Below are 14,552 nucleotides of genomic sequence, written 5' to 3'. Positions count from 1 at the left end.
TTCCGGCCGGGGGGCGGGGGCGGGGCGAGGGTGGAGTTGGGGCGGGCCGGTGAGCATCGGGTCGGACGCGGGAGCCGGCGGCGCCGGGCTCATCCGTCGCCCGCGGGAAACGGTGGCTCCCGCGCGGGAGCCACTGGCGCGGGAGCCGCACGCGTAGAGGCGCAGGCGCGCAAGTCGTGGCGTGCCCGGACAGCGGCAGCGGCAGCGGCAGCGGCAGCGGCAGCGGGGAACCGGATGTCCGGCGCGTTCGTCATGTGCATCGGCGGGGTGATTCACGAGCCGGGAGGTCGCCCCGGCTCGGTCCCGTACCCACCCGTTCTTGCCGTCCGCCCGTCTGCCCTTGCCCTGTCCCGTCCCGCCCTGTTCCGTCCGCCCCGGCCTCAGGAGTGCCGTTGCACCGCAGAAGGATTGTTCAGTGCGCCGCCGCGACGATGGCGGCGGCCGTCCTGCCCGCCTCCGCAAGGACCGTGGCGGCGGCGCCGAAGGGGCCCACCGACTACGCGACGGCAATCTGGGCTCCGGCCGCCGCCGCCAACTACACCGTCCCCTCCCGCCCTTCGCAGCGCCGGATCGACCGGGTCGTCATCCATGTCGCCCAACAGCTGTTCACGCCGACCGCGGGCATATTCCGCAACCCCTCCAAGCAAGTGTCGGCCCATTACGTGGTGCGCTCCGGCGACGGCCATGTCGCCCAGTGCGTACGCGAGAAGGACATCGCCTGGCACGCGGGCAACTGGAGCTGGAACACCCGGAGTATCGGCATCGAGCACGAAGGGTGGGTGGACCGCCCGGAGTTCTTCACGGACGTCATGTATCTGCGGTCCGCCGGACTCACCGCGGACATCTGCGACCGCCACGGCATCCCCAAGAACCGGGAGCACATCGTCGGCCATCACGAGGTGCCGGGCAGCGACCACACCGACCCGGGCGTCCACTGGGACTGGGAACGCTATCTCCGGCTCGTCGTCGACGCCGCCTGAGCGACCTCCCCCGGCCCCGTGGTGATGACTCTCCGCACCGAGCTTGTCGCGGAGGCCGACGGCGACGACGATGGGAGGGGAGGGCACGAAGGCCCGCGGTCGGGAGGGTGAGTTGACGGATCCCTGGGTGGCCCTGGCGGCGGGCACCGACCCCGGCGAACGGCGCGGCGCACTGCGCCGTGCCCATGACGTGTTCACCTCGGCGGGACACCTGGAGCGGCCGGTCCGCGCCGTGGTCGGCGCGTCCTGGCGACGCTCGGCACGGGCCCGGGTCAGCCCGGACGACGCCCCCGCGGTGGAGCTCGCCCCGGACGAGCTGGGCCCCTACCGGGCGGCGCATCCCCTGGCCCGTGCCATGCCCGTGATCCGCGAGCTGATGGGTGCGTACGCGACGGACGGGGAACACCTGCTGGCCGTCTGCGACGCCCACGGACGGCTCCTGTGGGTCGAGGGGCATACGGCGGCGCGGCGGCGGGCCGGCCTGATGAACTTCGTGGAGGGCGCCCGCTGGGCCGAGTCCGTGGCGGGGACGAACGCGCCGGGAACGGCCATCGCGGTGGACCGTCCGGTCCAGGTCTTCGCCGCCGAGCACTTCCTGCGACCGGTACAGCAGTGGACTTGCGCGGCGGCGCCGTTGCACGATCCCCGGACGGGCCGGATGCTGGGAGCCGTCGACATCACGGGCGGCGACCGGCTCGCCCATCCGCACAGTCTGGCGTTCGTCCAGGCGGTGGCCCGGGCCGCCGAGTCGCAGCTCGCGCTGCTGACGCCGCCCGAGTCGGATGTCGAGTCGGTGCGGCTGACCGCGCTGGGCAGGGACGAGGCGTTGCTGGTGGCGCGCGGGCGCCGGCTGCGGCTCAGCCGGCGGCACAGCGAGATCCTGGTCGCCCTGGCCCGTCGGCCGGAGGGCCTGAGCGGGGACGAGCTGCTGGTGGAGCTGTACGAGGACGAGTCGGTGACCCCGGTGACCTTACGGGCCGAACTTTCGCGGCTCCGGCGCCTGTTGGGGCCCGATCTGCTGGACTCGCGCCCGTACCGGCTGGCCGTCCCGGTGGACGCCGATTTCGACACGGTGACGCGCCGACTGGGTTCGGGCGCGGTGGCGGCGGCGCTTGGCGCGTACGCGGGCCCGCTGTTGCCGGGTTCCCGGGCCCCTGCGGTCGTACGACTGCGGCGGCGGATCTCGGAGCAGCTGCGGGCCGCGCTGATCGCCCGGGCTGATCCGGGGCTGCTGGCTGACTGGGCCTACAGCCCGTGGGGCGAGGAGGACCTGCCGGTGTGGCGCGCGCTGGCCGGGGCGGTTCCGGTGGACCAGCGGGCTGCGTTGCTGGCCCGGGTACGGGGGCTGGACGCCGAGCAGCGCGGTTAGGTTCCTTCGTCTGGATCAGCCCGGGCTCGCGGGCCCCGGCACGCACAACATCTGCGGCGTTGTCCTGTCGACGAACCGGCCGACAGGACGGTGACGACAGACCGTGGAGGGCGCCCGGCGACGCCGTTGCAACGCCCTTGCAACGTCCCCGCCCCTAGCCTCGCGGCGAGGGCCGTCCGACGACGGGCGGCGCCGGATCCGGGAGGCCACTGAGATGACCCGTTACGCAGCGCCGGGCGCCGAGGGCGCGATCGTCACCTACGCGTCCCGCTACGATCACTGGATCGGCGGCGCGTACGTCCCGCCGGCCCGGGGCCAGTACTTCGAGAACCCGAGCCCCGTCAACGGCCGCCCGTTCACCGAGATCGCGCGCGGCACGTCGGAGGACATCGAACTGGCCCTGGACGCCGCCCATGCGGCGGCTCCGGGCTGGGGAGCCGCATCCGCGGGGGACCGGGCCTCGGTGCTGAACAGGATCGCCGACCGGATGGAGGCTCACCTGGAGGAGCTGGCGGTCGCCGAGAGCTGGGAGAACGGCAAGCCCGTACGGGAGACGCTGGCGGCCGACATTCCGCTGGCCATCGACCACTTCCGCTATTTCGCGGGGGCTCTGCGCGCCCAGGAGGGTTCGCTCAGCGAGATCGACGACGACACCGTCGCGTACCACTTCCACGAACCGCTGGGTGTGGTCGGCCAGATCATCCCGTGGAACTTCCCCATCCTGATGGCTACCTGGAAGCTCGCCCCGGCGCTCGCCGCGGGCAACGCCGTGGTCCTCAAGCCGGCCGAGCAGACGCCCGCCTCGATCCACTACTGGCTGAGCCTGGTGGCGGATCTCCTTCCGCCGGGCGTCGTGAACATCGTCAACGGCTTCGGAGTGGAAGCCGGGAAGCCGCTCGCCTCGAGCCCGCGCGTCGCGAAGATCGCCTTCACCGGTGAGACCACGACGGGGCGGCTGATCATGCAGTACGCCTCCGAGAACATCAAGCCGGTGACGCTGGAGCTGGGCGGCAAGTCGCCGAACATCTTCTTCGACGACGTCTCACGCGCCGACGACGACTTCCTCGACAAAGCGCTCGAAGGCTTCACCATGTTCGCCCTCAACCAGGGCGAGGTGTGCACGTGCCCGTCGCGTGCTCTCATTCAGCGCGGCCACTACGGCGCGTTCCTGGAGGCCGGCATCGCCCGCACGGAACAGATCGTGCCGGGCCACCCGCTGGACACCGACACGATGATCGGTGCCCAGGCCTCCAACGACCAGCTGCAGAAGATTCTTTCGTACCTGGACATCGGCCGGCAGGAGGGAGCGAAGATCCTGACGGGTGGCCGGCGCATCGAGCACGACGGTGAGCTGGCCGGCGGCTACTACGTCCAGCCGACGGTCCTTGAGGGCGACAACCGGATGCGGGTCTTCCAGGAGGAGATCTTCGGCCCGGTCGTGGCCGTGACGTCCTTCACGGACTTCGACGACGCCATCAGCACGGCGAACGACACCCTGTACGGGCTGGGGGCCGGAGTCTGGACCCGCGACGTCAACACGGCCTACCGGGCGGGGCGCGGGATCAAGGCGGGCAGGGTCTGGACGAACTGCTACCACACCTACCCGGCCCACGCGGCGTTCGGAGGATACAAGCAGTCGGGGATCGGCAGGGAGAACCACAAGATGATGCTGGAGCACTACCAGCAGACGAAGAACCTCCTGGTGTCGTACTCGCCGAAGAAGCTGGGCTTCTTCTAGGCACAGCAAAGGGGCGCCTGACCAGCGGATTTCCCTGGCAGGCATCCTTCGTTGCGCACATTGAAGCCGTGGGTCGAATGACGAGGCTACTCCCGATACCTCCCACCGCTGTCCCCCCTCTGGCCAGCTGTTCCGGGGCATTTTCCGGGCCAAGGTCCGACTCGCGCCCTACACACGGCTCTCCGACTCGTCCCACCGCCGCACCCGACTCCCTCCATCAGCAGGCGAGCCACCTGGGCCGCGTTGGGCACGCAATCCGGATCGACCTCGTCGGCGACCGTCGGAGCAGACCACCGAAGTCCGGTGCCTGCGTTCGGCTTGAAGTACCCGCGTTCCACCGCAGTACCGAACACCTCGTTGACCGCAGCCTTCTAGGGTGCGTTTCAAAAGTGGATCTTGATGATGCGCTGCCTTACTCAGGAGGTAATCGTCTCGGCCGGACTGTGCGGGCTAGGTTGGTGATCTCGCCGCGTGAGCAGGACGCGGACCATACGGAAGGCCCATCATGCCCATAGCCGCATCTACGAACACACGGACCGTGGTTGAGGAGTTGCTGCGCAGGATCGGTGAGGGCGACCCCGAGAACATCGCCGAGCTGTACGCCGAGCGGGGCGATTGGAAGCTGAACTGGCCGGAGTCCGAGCACGGTCGTACTGCCACGCCCTGGATCCGTCATCGGTCCACCCGGGCCGACGCGGCCGCCCACTATCGCGAACTTGCCGAGCACCACGTGCCGGAGCAGGTGGCGACTGAGATTGAGCGCATCCTCATCGACGGAAACGACGCGGTCGTGATCGGCGAGATTCGCCAGACCGCTCGATCCACCGGACGTGCGTATCGCGCACGGTTCGCTATGCACCTCACCTTCGAAGACGGCTTGGTCACCCGGCACCATATCTACGAGGACAGCCTCGCCGTGGCCCAGGCATTCGACACCGGAGACCAGTGAAAGCCGCCAGGCCGAGCATGAGGACGCTGGTCACAGCCACTCGTTGATGGCTGCGACCAGCGCGGTCGCCTCGTAGCGGACGGCCAGCTTGTCGTATCTCGTGGCGACCGCACGGTGGCGCTTCAGGCGAATGATTCCGGACTCCACCGCGTGGCGCTCCTTGTAGTCGGCCGCGTCGAACTTGGGCGGTCGGCCACCGCGGGAACCGCGTTTCTTGCGGTTGGCGATCTGGTCGCGCTTCTTCGGGATCGTGCAGCGGGTACCGCGCTTGCGCAGGTAGGCGCGGTTCGCGCGGGAGCCGTACGCCTTGTCGGCGCGAACTCTGTCCGGCCGGGTGCGAGGCCGGCCCGGCCTGAGCCGGGGCACTCGGATACGGTCCAGGACCACCTGGAACTGCGGGGAGTCCCCGCGCTGCCCGGCCGTGATCACCAGTGACATCGGCTTCTGGGCCTGCTCGACCGCCAGGTGGAGCTTGGTCGTCAGCCCGCCCCGGGAGCGTCCGAGCCCACGGTCGTCGGGCTCGGTGCCCCCCGGCGGCTCGACCTGCAGATCGCCTTTTTGCGGGCACCCGCCGCATGCTGATGAGCACGGACGATGGTCGAGTCCACTGAGACGTCCCAGGTGATCAGCCCCTCGGCATCGGCCCGAGCCTGCAGTTGCTCGAAGATGCGGTGCCAGGTTCCGTCCCGCTGCTTAGGCCGGAACAGTCCGTACACCGTCTCCCACGGGCCATACCGCTCAGGCACGTCCCGCCAGGGAGCACCAGCGCGAGTGCGCCAGCGTATGCCGTTCATCAACTGTCGCTTGGTGTGCACCGGCGGTCGTCCAGGCTTACTTCCGACCGGGAGCAGCGGCTCCAGCTTCGCCCACTGCGCATTCGTCAGATCACGCCTCTCCCTGAAGTGGATCTTGACATATCAAGATCCACTTCTGAAACGCGCCCTAGTGTCCTGCGCGTTACTGTCGAAAAGCACCGGCACCGGCCACCCCGCCTCCAGAAGGCCGGTCACCATCAAGCCCTGGTCCCGAAGCGTCGGCCCGGTGAGCAGCAGCTCGCCCCCGGGCGAGACGTCCACCCGCACCGAACCACCCGTCAGGCACCCCGTCTCTCTTGCCGCCTTATCCTGCGGGCGGGCCGGCCGACGGGCCCATTGTCACTGAGGGATCAGTAGGAAAGGTCGCCCTGCTCCTGGATCACTCGGCCCGAGATGTACAGGTCACCGGCGGAGTCGAGGATCGCGAGGATCTTCTTCTCCTTGCCATGGAAGGTACTGATGACGACCCTGTCCCCTTCCTGGTTGGTGGAGTGGTTCGTGTTCACCGACAGCTCGATACCGAGCGGCGAGCTTATGACCACGTCCTGCTTGCCGGGGTCCGAGAACCTCGGACTCGGGCGCAGAGCGATCCGGCCGTGCGTGTCCCCCTCGTTCCAGTCCGATGCCACACCGAGATCTACATCAGGCATAAAGCCCCCTCTTTCTTGGAGGTAGGCAGCTTCGCGCGGCCCATAGTTCGATAGCGCAATCGCGCAACGATCACAGAACCGTGTTCTCCGCCCCCATTATTCGGAATAGCCCGGCCTACGCGGCCTAGGAAACAAAATCGACGTGGCCGGGCTCGACAGGCAACTTATGCCAGCCGCAGAGAATATGTCACTAGCAGGTCGAGGTGTACTCCTGGCGCGGCTGGATTACACCTGCCCACATGTTCCCCTTCCGGGAAACACATGGGTCCCAGTCACACCAAGAAGCAGATGAGCCAGGCGATACCGCGGCCCGATCGTCCGCTCCACCCGGCGAAACACGGAGCACTCCGATCGAGAATGACTGGAAGGCGTCACCGGAGCCGCCGCGGTGGTACCTCGTCCCTGCCCGGGCGGTGGGAGAAGCGCGGCACCACTACGGTCCGCGAGGCCGGTGCCTTCCGGTGCTGCCGAAGGGCCCGGGCTCCCGGCAGGTTCGGAGCATACGGTAGCTACTACTGCTGTTGGGCGGTGTGTTCCTGGTCCATGGCGCGTTGCAGGTGCCAGAGGGTGACCCCGGGGAGCAGGCCGCCGCCGAGCCGGTGAGCCCGATCGCCATAGCTTCCGGCACGGCAGCCAGCACCGTGCGGGCCAGGGCGGCGAGTGCGTCGAGCGCGTCATCGACGACGACAGCCGGGACACCGACGGGCGGGCGGCCAGGACGGCCTTCGCACCGGCCGTCACCGCGTTCGCTGCGAAGGCATACCCGTCGGTGTACTCACCGGGAAAGGCGGCGAACAGGCCGCCGGGGTTGGTCTCGCGCGAGTCGACTACCGCCGGTGCGGTCATCAGCGCGGCGGGCCCCCGGACGGCGCACAGACGGCCGCCGACAACGGACGCGACGGCTTCGAGAGAGAGGGGGATCACGAAACGAACTCCGCATCGGAAGGGCTTGCCAAGCGCTGCCAGCAGCCCACCGGTTCGGCTTTCCGACCGCGGCGCGTTGACGGGCCGGCGCCTTTGAAACCCGGCCAGAACACCACGAGCAGGAACACCACCTGATGCCAGTACAGTCTCTCCAGCCCGGCCGGATCGCCGTTGTCTCCCGCGGTCCACAAGAGGTCCTGCAGGGCGACAAATTTGAATGGGCCGCGCAGAGGCGAAGTGGATGTCCGTGGGCACGTGAGCGGATGTCGGCCTACAAGACCCCCCGCCTCGTCAGGTTCGTCGAGACCCTTCCCAAACGGCCAAACGGCAAGCTGCTCAAACGGGCCATCGCCCCCCCACCTGCTCCGATAGCCGACTTCCCCGCAGAAGTAGGCACACCGACCTACGGAACTTGGAGGAGAGGCACATTCCGAGCGGCAGCACGAGCTGCCAGCACCCGGGCCCCGTCAGGTGATCGCTCAATCAACGCACAGCCTCATGCGAGACCGCAGTCGGCACCTGCGGCAGAGAACGCGGAGGGGCTTCCCCGCACACCTCGGGGCGGGGCAAAGTGAACATCGGTTCTACTTGTATTGATAGGTATTGGCTCGCAGGGGTCCTGCGTGACACCTTTCGCGCATGACGTATTCGGAGGACTCCGTTACTCCTTGACATGCGCCATGCCCAGGCCAGGGGCTGACGTACTCCCGAAGCCCCATGACTTCCCGGCAGTCCGGATCCCACCGACAGCAGACGGCCCCTCTGACAACCCCCTCACGCCGGTCCGGACCTTGAACTCGCAGTCGACGGTGGTGCCGAAGCCGAGCAGCCGGGTCGGTGTGCCTCGGCTTTCCGGCTGTGGCGGCGATCTTGATGGGCTTCTGCTGCACTGGGCGGTCCAGACAAATCAGCGCCATGTCGTTCTTGTGACGACCAGACCGGCGCAGACGGCGGCCAGGGCGGCGGAAACGGTATGGATTACGGAGACTTCCTGAGATTCCCGCCTGGTCAGAGTTTCGCGTCGAGCCTTCTGGGTCGCGCACTCCCGGACCCATTTCGGGAGCACGGGAAGGGGCGGCTCACCTCCGCGCGAGCAGAGGTGAGCCGCCCCTTCGGGCGGTACTTCATCGCAGACCCTGCGCCAGCTCGTTCAACATGACCGTGCGCTCGTCCATCCGCCAACCTCCACGATGCGACTGAGGCCAGTAGCCCGAAGGGGCATCGAACCAGATCGCAAGGCCTGACTGGAGTACGAGTCGCACGCATGTATGGGCAGCAGGGCAGCGGGCGGGTGGGCGGCGACCAGATCAGTGGCGTCGCGCATTGCCGACGAGGCCGCTCTGCCGAGCTGTTGCGGGGGTGAGCGGGGCCCTGCCGGGGTGGACGCCCAGGGGCCCCGCGCACGCGTCACATCACATCCTGGACCTTGTTCCTGTCTGGATCCTCGAAGAGGCGCGGTGCGCCTCAGATCAGCGCGCTGAGGTGTACGCGGCGAAGAACGGGGTCTTCACCGGGGCTCCGCCGGGACTGAAGCAGGCTACGTAGAGCCGGACCGTACCGCTGGTCCGGTCCCACGGCGCGTGCAGACCGCAGTACTCGGGGCTTTTCCCGTAGGCGGTGACCTGAGCAGTATCCGACGGAACGGCCACCGATGGCAGGGTGACGATGAAAGGTGCTCCCGAGCCGCCGAGGGTGTTGGTGGCTCCGCTGGAGTTGTAGCTGGTCAGGGCAGGCAGCGATCCGTTGTACCAGAGGTATCCGAAGGACCTCGGCGGAAAGGCCGGTCCATGCACCGCTCGCAGGTAGGAATAGCTCAGGGTCCACTCGGTGTCGTACGGAACGTTGGATGCGTTGTAGCACGCGACCACAATGGTCTGCCCCGTCGTGCCCGGTGCCCAGTCAGCCACCTTGCACCGCGCTCCCTGTTTCGCGTCCACTGCCGTGGCCTGGAGATTGCCGGCGTGGCCGGCCTGGCCGAGACCAGGGAGCCACGCCTTCCAGAGACCGGTCGAGCCTTTGCTCACCGAATTGACGGCACCCACCGAGTTGTACTGCGTGAGGACCGTGCCGCTGCTGTCCGAGTTCACGTAGCCGTAGGAGCCGGTGGGCGTGGCCGGGAGACCGCTGCTGCTGGTGTAAAGGACCGTGAAGGTGGAGTTTGCCGGCGCACCGCTGGGGAGGTAGCAGTGGACGTAGACGTCCTGGCCAGGGCCCACGGTTTTCCAGTCGGCGATCTGGCACCAGCGGGCAGCGCTGCTCACCGCGGTGGCGTGGGCTATGCCACCCGGCCCGCCGATGAGGGGGAAGTGCACGACGTAGGAACCGAGGCCGATCTGGTCGACCTTGACGGGGTTGGTGGACGGAGAGGACCAACTGCCTGACTGCCGTGATGGGTCGGGGACGTAGCTGGGGGGTGGAGTTGCGTTGTCCAGGTACGCGAAGCCCCAGCGGTCCGGTACGGCAGCGTGGGCGGGACCGGCCGCGGGAACGGCTGCGGCCAGAAGCGCGGCCAGCATACCGAGGACGAGCAGAACGGCTTGGTCGGGTCTCCTCGACATGGCTGAGGTGCGGACGTGCATGGGCGTGCCTCCTGTGCGATAAGGGGGGTACTGCCTGCGCGATCCGGTGCTGTGGTCCGAACGTCCGGCGTGCGTCGTGGTGCGAAGCGCGCCCGAGAGCCAGCCCTCCCGCGGCTCTGAGAGGACAAGCAGAGCAAGCTCTCCGACTGCGTCCCGGGGTGGCTCGAATTCCGATGCTCACTGTTGCAGAAGTACGGTGCCACGCAGAGCTTTCGGCCAGCCGTTCCGGTGCTCGCCGCACCTGCCCCAATGACACCGCAGGCCCGCCGGTTCCCCAGGCACGCTGTGTGGATCAGCCGCTTCGGCCGCTTCCCTGCCACCGGTCATGTCACCCTGACCCTTTCATCCCTTCTCCGTCGCTGCGCACCACCACCGAGCCTGGCTGAAAGATGCCAGTTCTCTCCGCAGGAGAAGTCCGGCGCTCCACAGGACCCCACCACTGGCAACAGCTCCGAGCAGCCCAAGTTGACACCGGGAGGAGGGCGGCCCCTTAGTGGGCGGTTCGTTATTCTTTGGATGGATTTGCTGTCGCCTGATGGTGTGCCGGCGGGGCGGAGCCCGCCGGTTAGCGGTTGGTGATCCGGTGATGTGGCCGGCTGAGTGAACGCAAGCCGTACACGCGTGACTTATCGGACGCGCAGTGGTCGTTGATCGAACCGGTGATCACCGCATGGAAGGACCGGCACCGCTCGGTCAGCGGCCACCAGGACACCTACGACATGCGGGAGATCGTGTACGCGATCCTCTACCAGGGGCGGACCGGCTGCCAGTGGGCCTGTGCCCCTCACGACCTGCCACACAAGAGCGCGACCTACTACTACTTCGCCGCCTGGCGGGACGACGGGACCGACCAGGTCATTCATGAACTCCCGCGCTGCCAGGTCCGCGAACGTGCCCGACGATGAGAGGACCCGACCCTGGCGTAGAGGACCCGCCCCTGGTGGTCCTGGGCACTCTGAGTGTCCACGTGGCCGCCGGGGTCCCCGCCTCCACGAGCGGCCACGATCCGGCCAAGCGGGTGCCCGGCCGCAAGCGCGGACTGGCCGTGGACGTCCTCGGCCTGGTCATCGCAGTCGTCGTCCTCGCCGCAAATACAAACGACAAACGCCGCGGGTATCGTCCTGCTGGACCAGGTCGCCGAACGCGCAACCGTCCGTAAAGCCCTGGTCGACCAGGGCTTCAAGAACCAGGTCGTCGGGCACGGTGGTGGCCTGGGTGTCGACGTCGAGATCGTCCAGCACAACCCGTAGATCATGAGGTTCGTGCCGCAACCGAAGCGGTGGAGGGTCGAGCAGACCTACGGGATCCTGATACCGCATCGGCGTTTGGTCCGCGAGTACGAGCACCACCCCTCCTCCTCCGCCTCCCGCGTCTACTGGCCGATGGCCCACGTCATGGCCCGCCGACTCACCGGCACGAACACCCCCGCCTGGCGCGATGCGCAGACGGCGGCAGTGCGAACATCAAGCCCCTCCTCGACGCGCTCGGCCTCCAAGAGGACGCCGCCCGGGCCCTGACCGACGGCCTCCGCACCCAGATCGAAGAACTGCACGGCTGGCTGCGGGAAGCCGAGACCTACCTCGAACACCTCGCGATCACCCGGAAGACCGTCACCGCCCCCGCCGACCGGATCCCTCCCAGGGCCGACTCACCTGACCTACCCGAGCACCCGGACTACCCCCGCATCACCGGTGTCTTCAACGAGGCCACCGGCCCCCTCCGGGCCCGCGATGTATGCGAAGCCCCCGACCACGAACTGCTGCTGAGGAACACCGAAGGCACCCGCGCCGAGCTGAAACGCCTGGTCAAGCTCGATATCATCACCGAAGTCGACACCGGCAGCTTCGCCAGTAAGCAGTAACCGACCAAGGCCCGGGACCAGCGATCCTGCCCCACGCTCACCCGTGCCGAGGTTCAGTGGTTGTCCCCGTCGGCACCAGATAGCCTGCGAAGAAGGCAGGCCGAAGCAGTCGGCCTGTCACCAGAGAGGCGCTGCAGTTGTCACACATGGGCGACGCCTGGGTCGTACGGAAACCGGTGCGCAGCATTCCTCGCGAGGACCTCATCGCCATGCTTCGTGAACAGACCCCGGCATGCGGACCTGCCCGTGACGCCCTGGTCGCCGGAGGCGCCTTCGACGTCTCGGACGGTCTGGTCCCCGCCAGTCGGCACGCGGGTGTGTTCGCGATCCGCATCCGCACAGCTGCTCGGCGTGGCCACACAGTCGAGGGCCTTGCCGACTCCGTTGACATCCTCCGGCGGGCCGGAGAAAAGCTTGCGCGTACCGGTCTCATCCACTCCGTGGACAGGTCGTCCGTGTTCACGCTCTTCCTGAACTGCTCAGCGACAGAAGTGCTGGCCTGTGCCGGCGGACTCCGGCCCATTCCCCCGCAGTCGCCGACAGATGCCCGCGAGTGACAACACGCGCTTCGGCTCATCAGCTCGAAACGGACATCAGCTCACGGACCGTCCTCTCCAACCGACTCGAACTCCAAATGGCGCCTGGCCTAAGGCTGTTCACCGGTCGGGGGGCCGCCTCTCAAGTGAGTTGGATCTTGCGTTAGCGTCCCCACATGACCACTCGAAGGTGGGCCGCCGCGCCCGTCGCTCTGTTAGGTTTCGTCGGCTCCGTCGCGGCTGTCACCCACGCGACCACCCCGTCCACCGTCTCCCCCGTAGGTTCTGCCACACCTGCTTCGTCCGCCACCTCTGACTGGCAGCGCGTCGGTGCCGGCATGACCGGTGGCGTCAGCGGTCTGGCCGTGATCGAAAATGGTGCTGCCCCCGGGGCTGCGTTCGATCTCGTGATGGTGCGGGACAACAAGAACACGGGCGAAAACCGGATAGCCACCGTGCAGTACCACCCCGCCGGCCGGCCGGTTGTGCGGGAGTTGCCCTGGAGCGGCATGGCGGTGCCGAAGGACTTGGAGGCGGTCGATTCGGTGCCTGGACAGTCGGGTGACTTCGTGGCGTTCTCCAGCGACGGCACGGCGTACCACTTCACCCTCGACCCGAACGCGGCGATGGTGTGGGGCAGTTCCACCGTCCCCGGGCGGGCGACCGGCGACAACTACGAGAGCTTCGCGCTGACCCGTCAGCAGGGCCGGACCATCGCCGTCTGGGCGACAAGAGGTTCGAGCGAGGGCCGGCCGGCGAAGGTGCGGGCCGCCGAGTACGACCCGAACAGCGGAGCGTTCGGCCCGGCGGTCGGCCCAGTGGACTTCAGCGTGCCCGACCCGCTGCCCGTGGACGGACAGGAAGTGCGGCACGCCAGCGACATGAAGGTGCACGCCGACGGGACCGTACTGCTGACCGCGGCATCCGACCCGAACATCAACTCCGGACCGTTCGCATCGGCCGTCTACCGCGCGGGGACGGTGACCGTCGGCGCCCGGGGGACAATCCGTGTGAATCTGAAGGCAAAGGCGCAGCTCACGCCGATCGCGACTTTCGACAAGGACGTGGACAACCGCAAGATCGAGGCGGTGGCCTGCCGGAGCAACAGCGGGACCGGCCTCGTGGGCACGGATGACGAGGAGCAGGGCGGCTCGCTGCTGCCGCTCGACATCTGCCCCAGTCCGTAGTCCTCCTTACGACGTGTCGTTGCCTGGTTCGCGGCACGAAACCGGGCGGCGGAGTGGCGGTGGCGCACCGGGAGGTGCGGCGTGGCCGGATCAGGGCGGGTCGCTGGGGCCGGCGAAGGCAGGACGGATGGGGGGTGACAGCGCACCGGCTGCTGGACACCGCGCCGGTCAACCTCGGCCGTACGAACGCCGGTGCGAAGAGGTCCACAAGGGGGCCGGTGAGGACGTTGGAGGTCGCGCCGTTCACGACCGCGATCAAAATCCGGGCCATACGCGGGCCAGACACAGGCAACTAGCAGGAACTGACAACGTTTCTGCTGGTCAGCGCAGCGTGGCGTCTGTGCAACCAGCAGACGAAGAACCTTCTGGTGCCGTACTCGCCGAAGAGGCTGGGCTTCTTCTAGGAGCACGCAAGAAGGCGCCTGAGCTGGACTTCTGCCCGTCAGGCGCCTTCCGCTCGACCCATTCGGGCCAGGGCCCCGTTTACGTGGTAACTATCAGTTCCTCCCATCTCTCTCCCGCTTGTGGCCAGCTGTTCCGGACCAGTGGCGGACCAGAACCCCGACTCACCGCCCAGGCCCCGCGCCTGACTGACGCGATCCCACTCCTTCATCGACTGCTCCATGAGGCGATTGGCTTGTTCACGGACACCATCCAGGAACTTGGCGTAGTGGTGGAGGAGAACCCCGATGCTCTGGCCCGCGCGGCGAGCACATTCGGCCGGGTCCACTCCGGAATACAACCCGAACGAGATCCCGGCGTGCCGGAGGTCATAGGGCCGCTCAACCAGGCCGGAGGCAAGTTCCGTGCGGGTCGGGACGGGCTTTCGCGCCCGCGCCCACGCCGTGCCCCACGCGGCGGCGTCCACTTAAGGGCTCGCAGAGAATCAAGGTGTTGCTTCCCACGGTTCAACTCGTTGGTGTGGTATGCGCATATCTGGCGAGGTCCGTGATCAACTCGGCTT

The 14,552-nt window shown here is 67.9% G+C and carries 9 protein-coding genes and 1 pseudogene; 6 read left to right on the top strand and 4 right to left on the bottom strand.

Annotated features, from left to right (window positions below):
• Window positions 1-392 precede the first annotated feature (392 nt).
• The 4 genes from AB0F29_RS40580 to AB0F29_RS40565 all read left to right on the top strand — a co-directional run bounded on the left by AB0F29_RS40580 (window position 393) and on the right by AB0F29_RS40565 (window position 5,036).
• Entirely contained in the window at window positions 393-980 is a 588-nt protein-coding gene (locus AB0F29_RS40580; protein WP_361883770.1) for an N-acetylmuramoyl-L-alanine amidase, read from the top strand.
• A gap of 112 nt (window positions 981-1,092) precedes the next feature.
• Window positions 1,093-2,349 carry a GAF domain-containing protein gene (locus AB0F29_RS40575; protein ID WP_361883767.1) on the top strand — a complete coding sequence of 419 codons (1,257 nt, stop codon included), beginning with the start codon at window positions 1,093-1,095 and terminating at the stop codon, window positions 2,347-2,349.
• Between the two features lie 214 nt (window positions 2,350-2,563).
• A complete protein-coding gene (locus tag AB0F29_RS40570; protein ID WP_361883764.1) occupies window positions 2,564-4,087 on the top strand; it encodes an aldehyde dehydrogenase family protein in 1,524 nt (507 codons plus the stop codon).
• Between the two features lie 505 nt (window positions 4,088-4,592).
• The gene (locus AB0F29_RS40565) at window positions 4,593-5,036 is read left to right on the top strand and encodes a nuclear transport factor 2 family protein (protein WP_361883761.1); all 444 of its coding nucleotides are present in this window, start codon (window positions 4,593-4,595) and stop codon (window positions 5,034-5,036) included.
• 30 nt (window positions 5,037-5,066) lie between these two features.
• On the opposite strand, the gene AB0F29_RS40560 is transcribed toward AB0F29_RS40565, so the two are convergent.
• The 4 genes from AB0F29_RS40560 to AB0F29_RS40545 form a co-directional block, all read right to left on the bottom strand.
• Window positions 5,067-5,944 (bottom strand): IS5 family transposase gene (locus tag AB0F29_RS40560; protein ID WP_361883804.1). Its coding sequence is split into 2 segments (ribosomal slippage): window positions 5,067-5,551 and window positions 5,551-5,944, totalling 879 coding nucleotides; the frame shifts between segments, so codons are not numbered across the junction.
• A 257-nt stretch (window positions 5,945-6,201) separates the two neighbouring features.
• Window positions 6,202-6,501: a DUF6342 family protein gene (locus tag AB0F29_RS40555; RefSeq protein WP_361883758.1), complete on the bottom strand. Its 300-nt coding sequence runs from the start codon at window positions 6,499-6,501 to the stop codon at window positions 6,202-6,204.
• A gap of 225 nt (window positions 6,502-6,726) precedes the next feature.
• On the bottom strand, window positions 6,727-7,347 hold the full coding sequence (locus AB0F29_RS40550; protein WP_361883801.1) for a Mur ligase domain-containing protein: 621 nt from the start codon (window positions 7,345-7,347) through the stop codon (window positions 6,727-6,729).
• A 1,547-nt stretch (window positions 7,348-8,894) separates the two neighbouring features.
• Window positions 8,895-10,004 carry a hypothetical protein gene (locus AB0F29_RS40545; protein WP_361883755.1) on the bottom strand — a complete coding sequence of 370 codons (1,110 nt, stop codon included), beginning with the start codon at window positions 10,002-10,004 and terminating at the stop codon, window positions 8,895-8,897.
• 596 nt (window positions 10,005-10,600) lie between these two features.
• Here AB0F29_RS40545 and AB0F29_RS40540 point away from each other — a divergent pair.
• Window positions 10,601-11,449 (top strand): annotated as a pseudogene (locus tag AB0F29_RS40540) (IS5 family transposase); the annotation flags it as partial.
• A 1,128-nt stretch (window positions 11,450-12,577) separates the two neighbouring features.
• On the top strand, window positions 12,578-13,588 hold the full coding sequence (locus AB0F29_RS40535) for a hypothetical protein (protein ID WP_361883752.1): 1,011 nt from the start codon (window positions 12,578-12,580) through the stop codon (window positions 13,586-13,588).
• Window positions 13,589-14,552: the final 964 nt, after the last annotated feature.

The organism is Streptomyces sp. NPDC026589, assembly GCF_040638385.1.
In the GTDB taxonomy this organism is placed as follows: Bacteria; Actinomycetota; Actinomycetes; order Streptomycetales; family Streptomycetaceae; genus Streptomyces.
Note: the sequence above shows the minus strand (reverse complement) of the source record. Positions and strands in the feature narration are given on the sequence as shown.

Coding starts and splice junctions, on each gene's coding strand:
- AB0F29_RS40570 (WP_361883764.1), top strand. CDS start 2,564: ATGACCCGTTACGCAGCGCCGGGCGCCGAGGGCGCGATCGTCACCTAC.
- AB0F29_RS40565 (WP_361883761.1), top strand. CDS start 4,593: ATGCCCATAGCCGCATCTACGAACACACGGACCGTGGTTGAGGAGTTG.
- AB0F29_RS40555 (WP_361883758.1), bottom strand. CDS start 6,501: ATGCCTGATGTAGATCTCGGTGTGGCATCGGACTGGAACGAGGGGGAC.
- AB0F29_RS40550 (WP_361883801.1), bottom strand. CDS start 7,347: ATGACCGCACCGGCGGTAGTCGACTCGCGCGAGACCAACCCCGGCGGC.
- AB0F29_RS40545 (WP_361883755.1), bottom strand. CDS start 10,004: ATGCACGTCCGCACCTCAGCCATGTCGAGGAGACCCGACCAAGCCGTT.
- AB0F29_RS40535 (WP_361883752.1), top strand. CDS start 12,578: ATGACCACTCGAAGGTGGGCCGCCGCGCCCGTCGCTCTGTTAGGTTTC.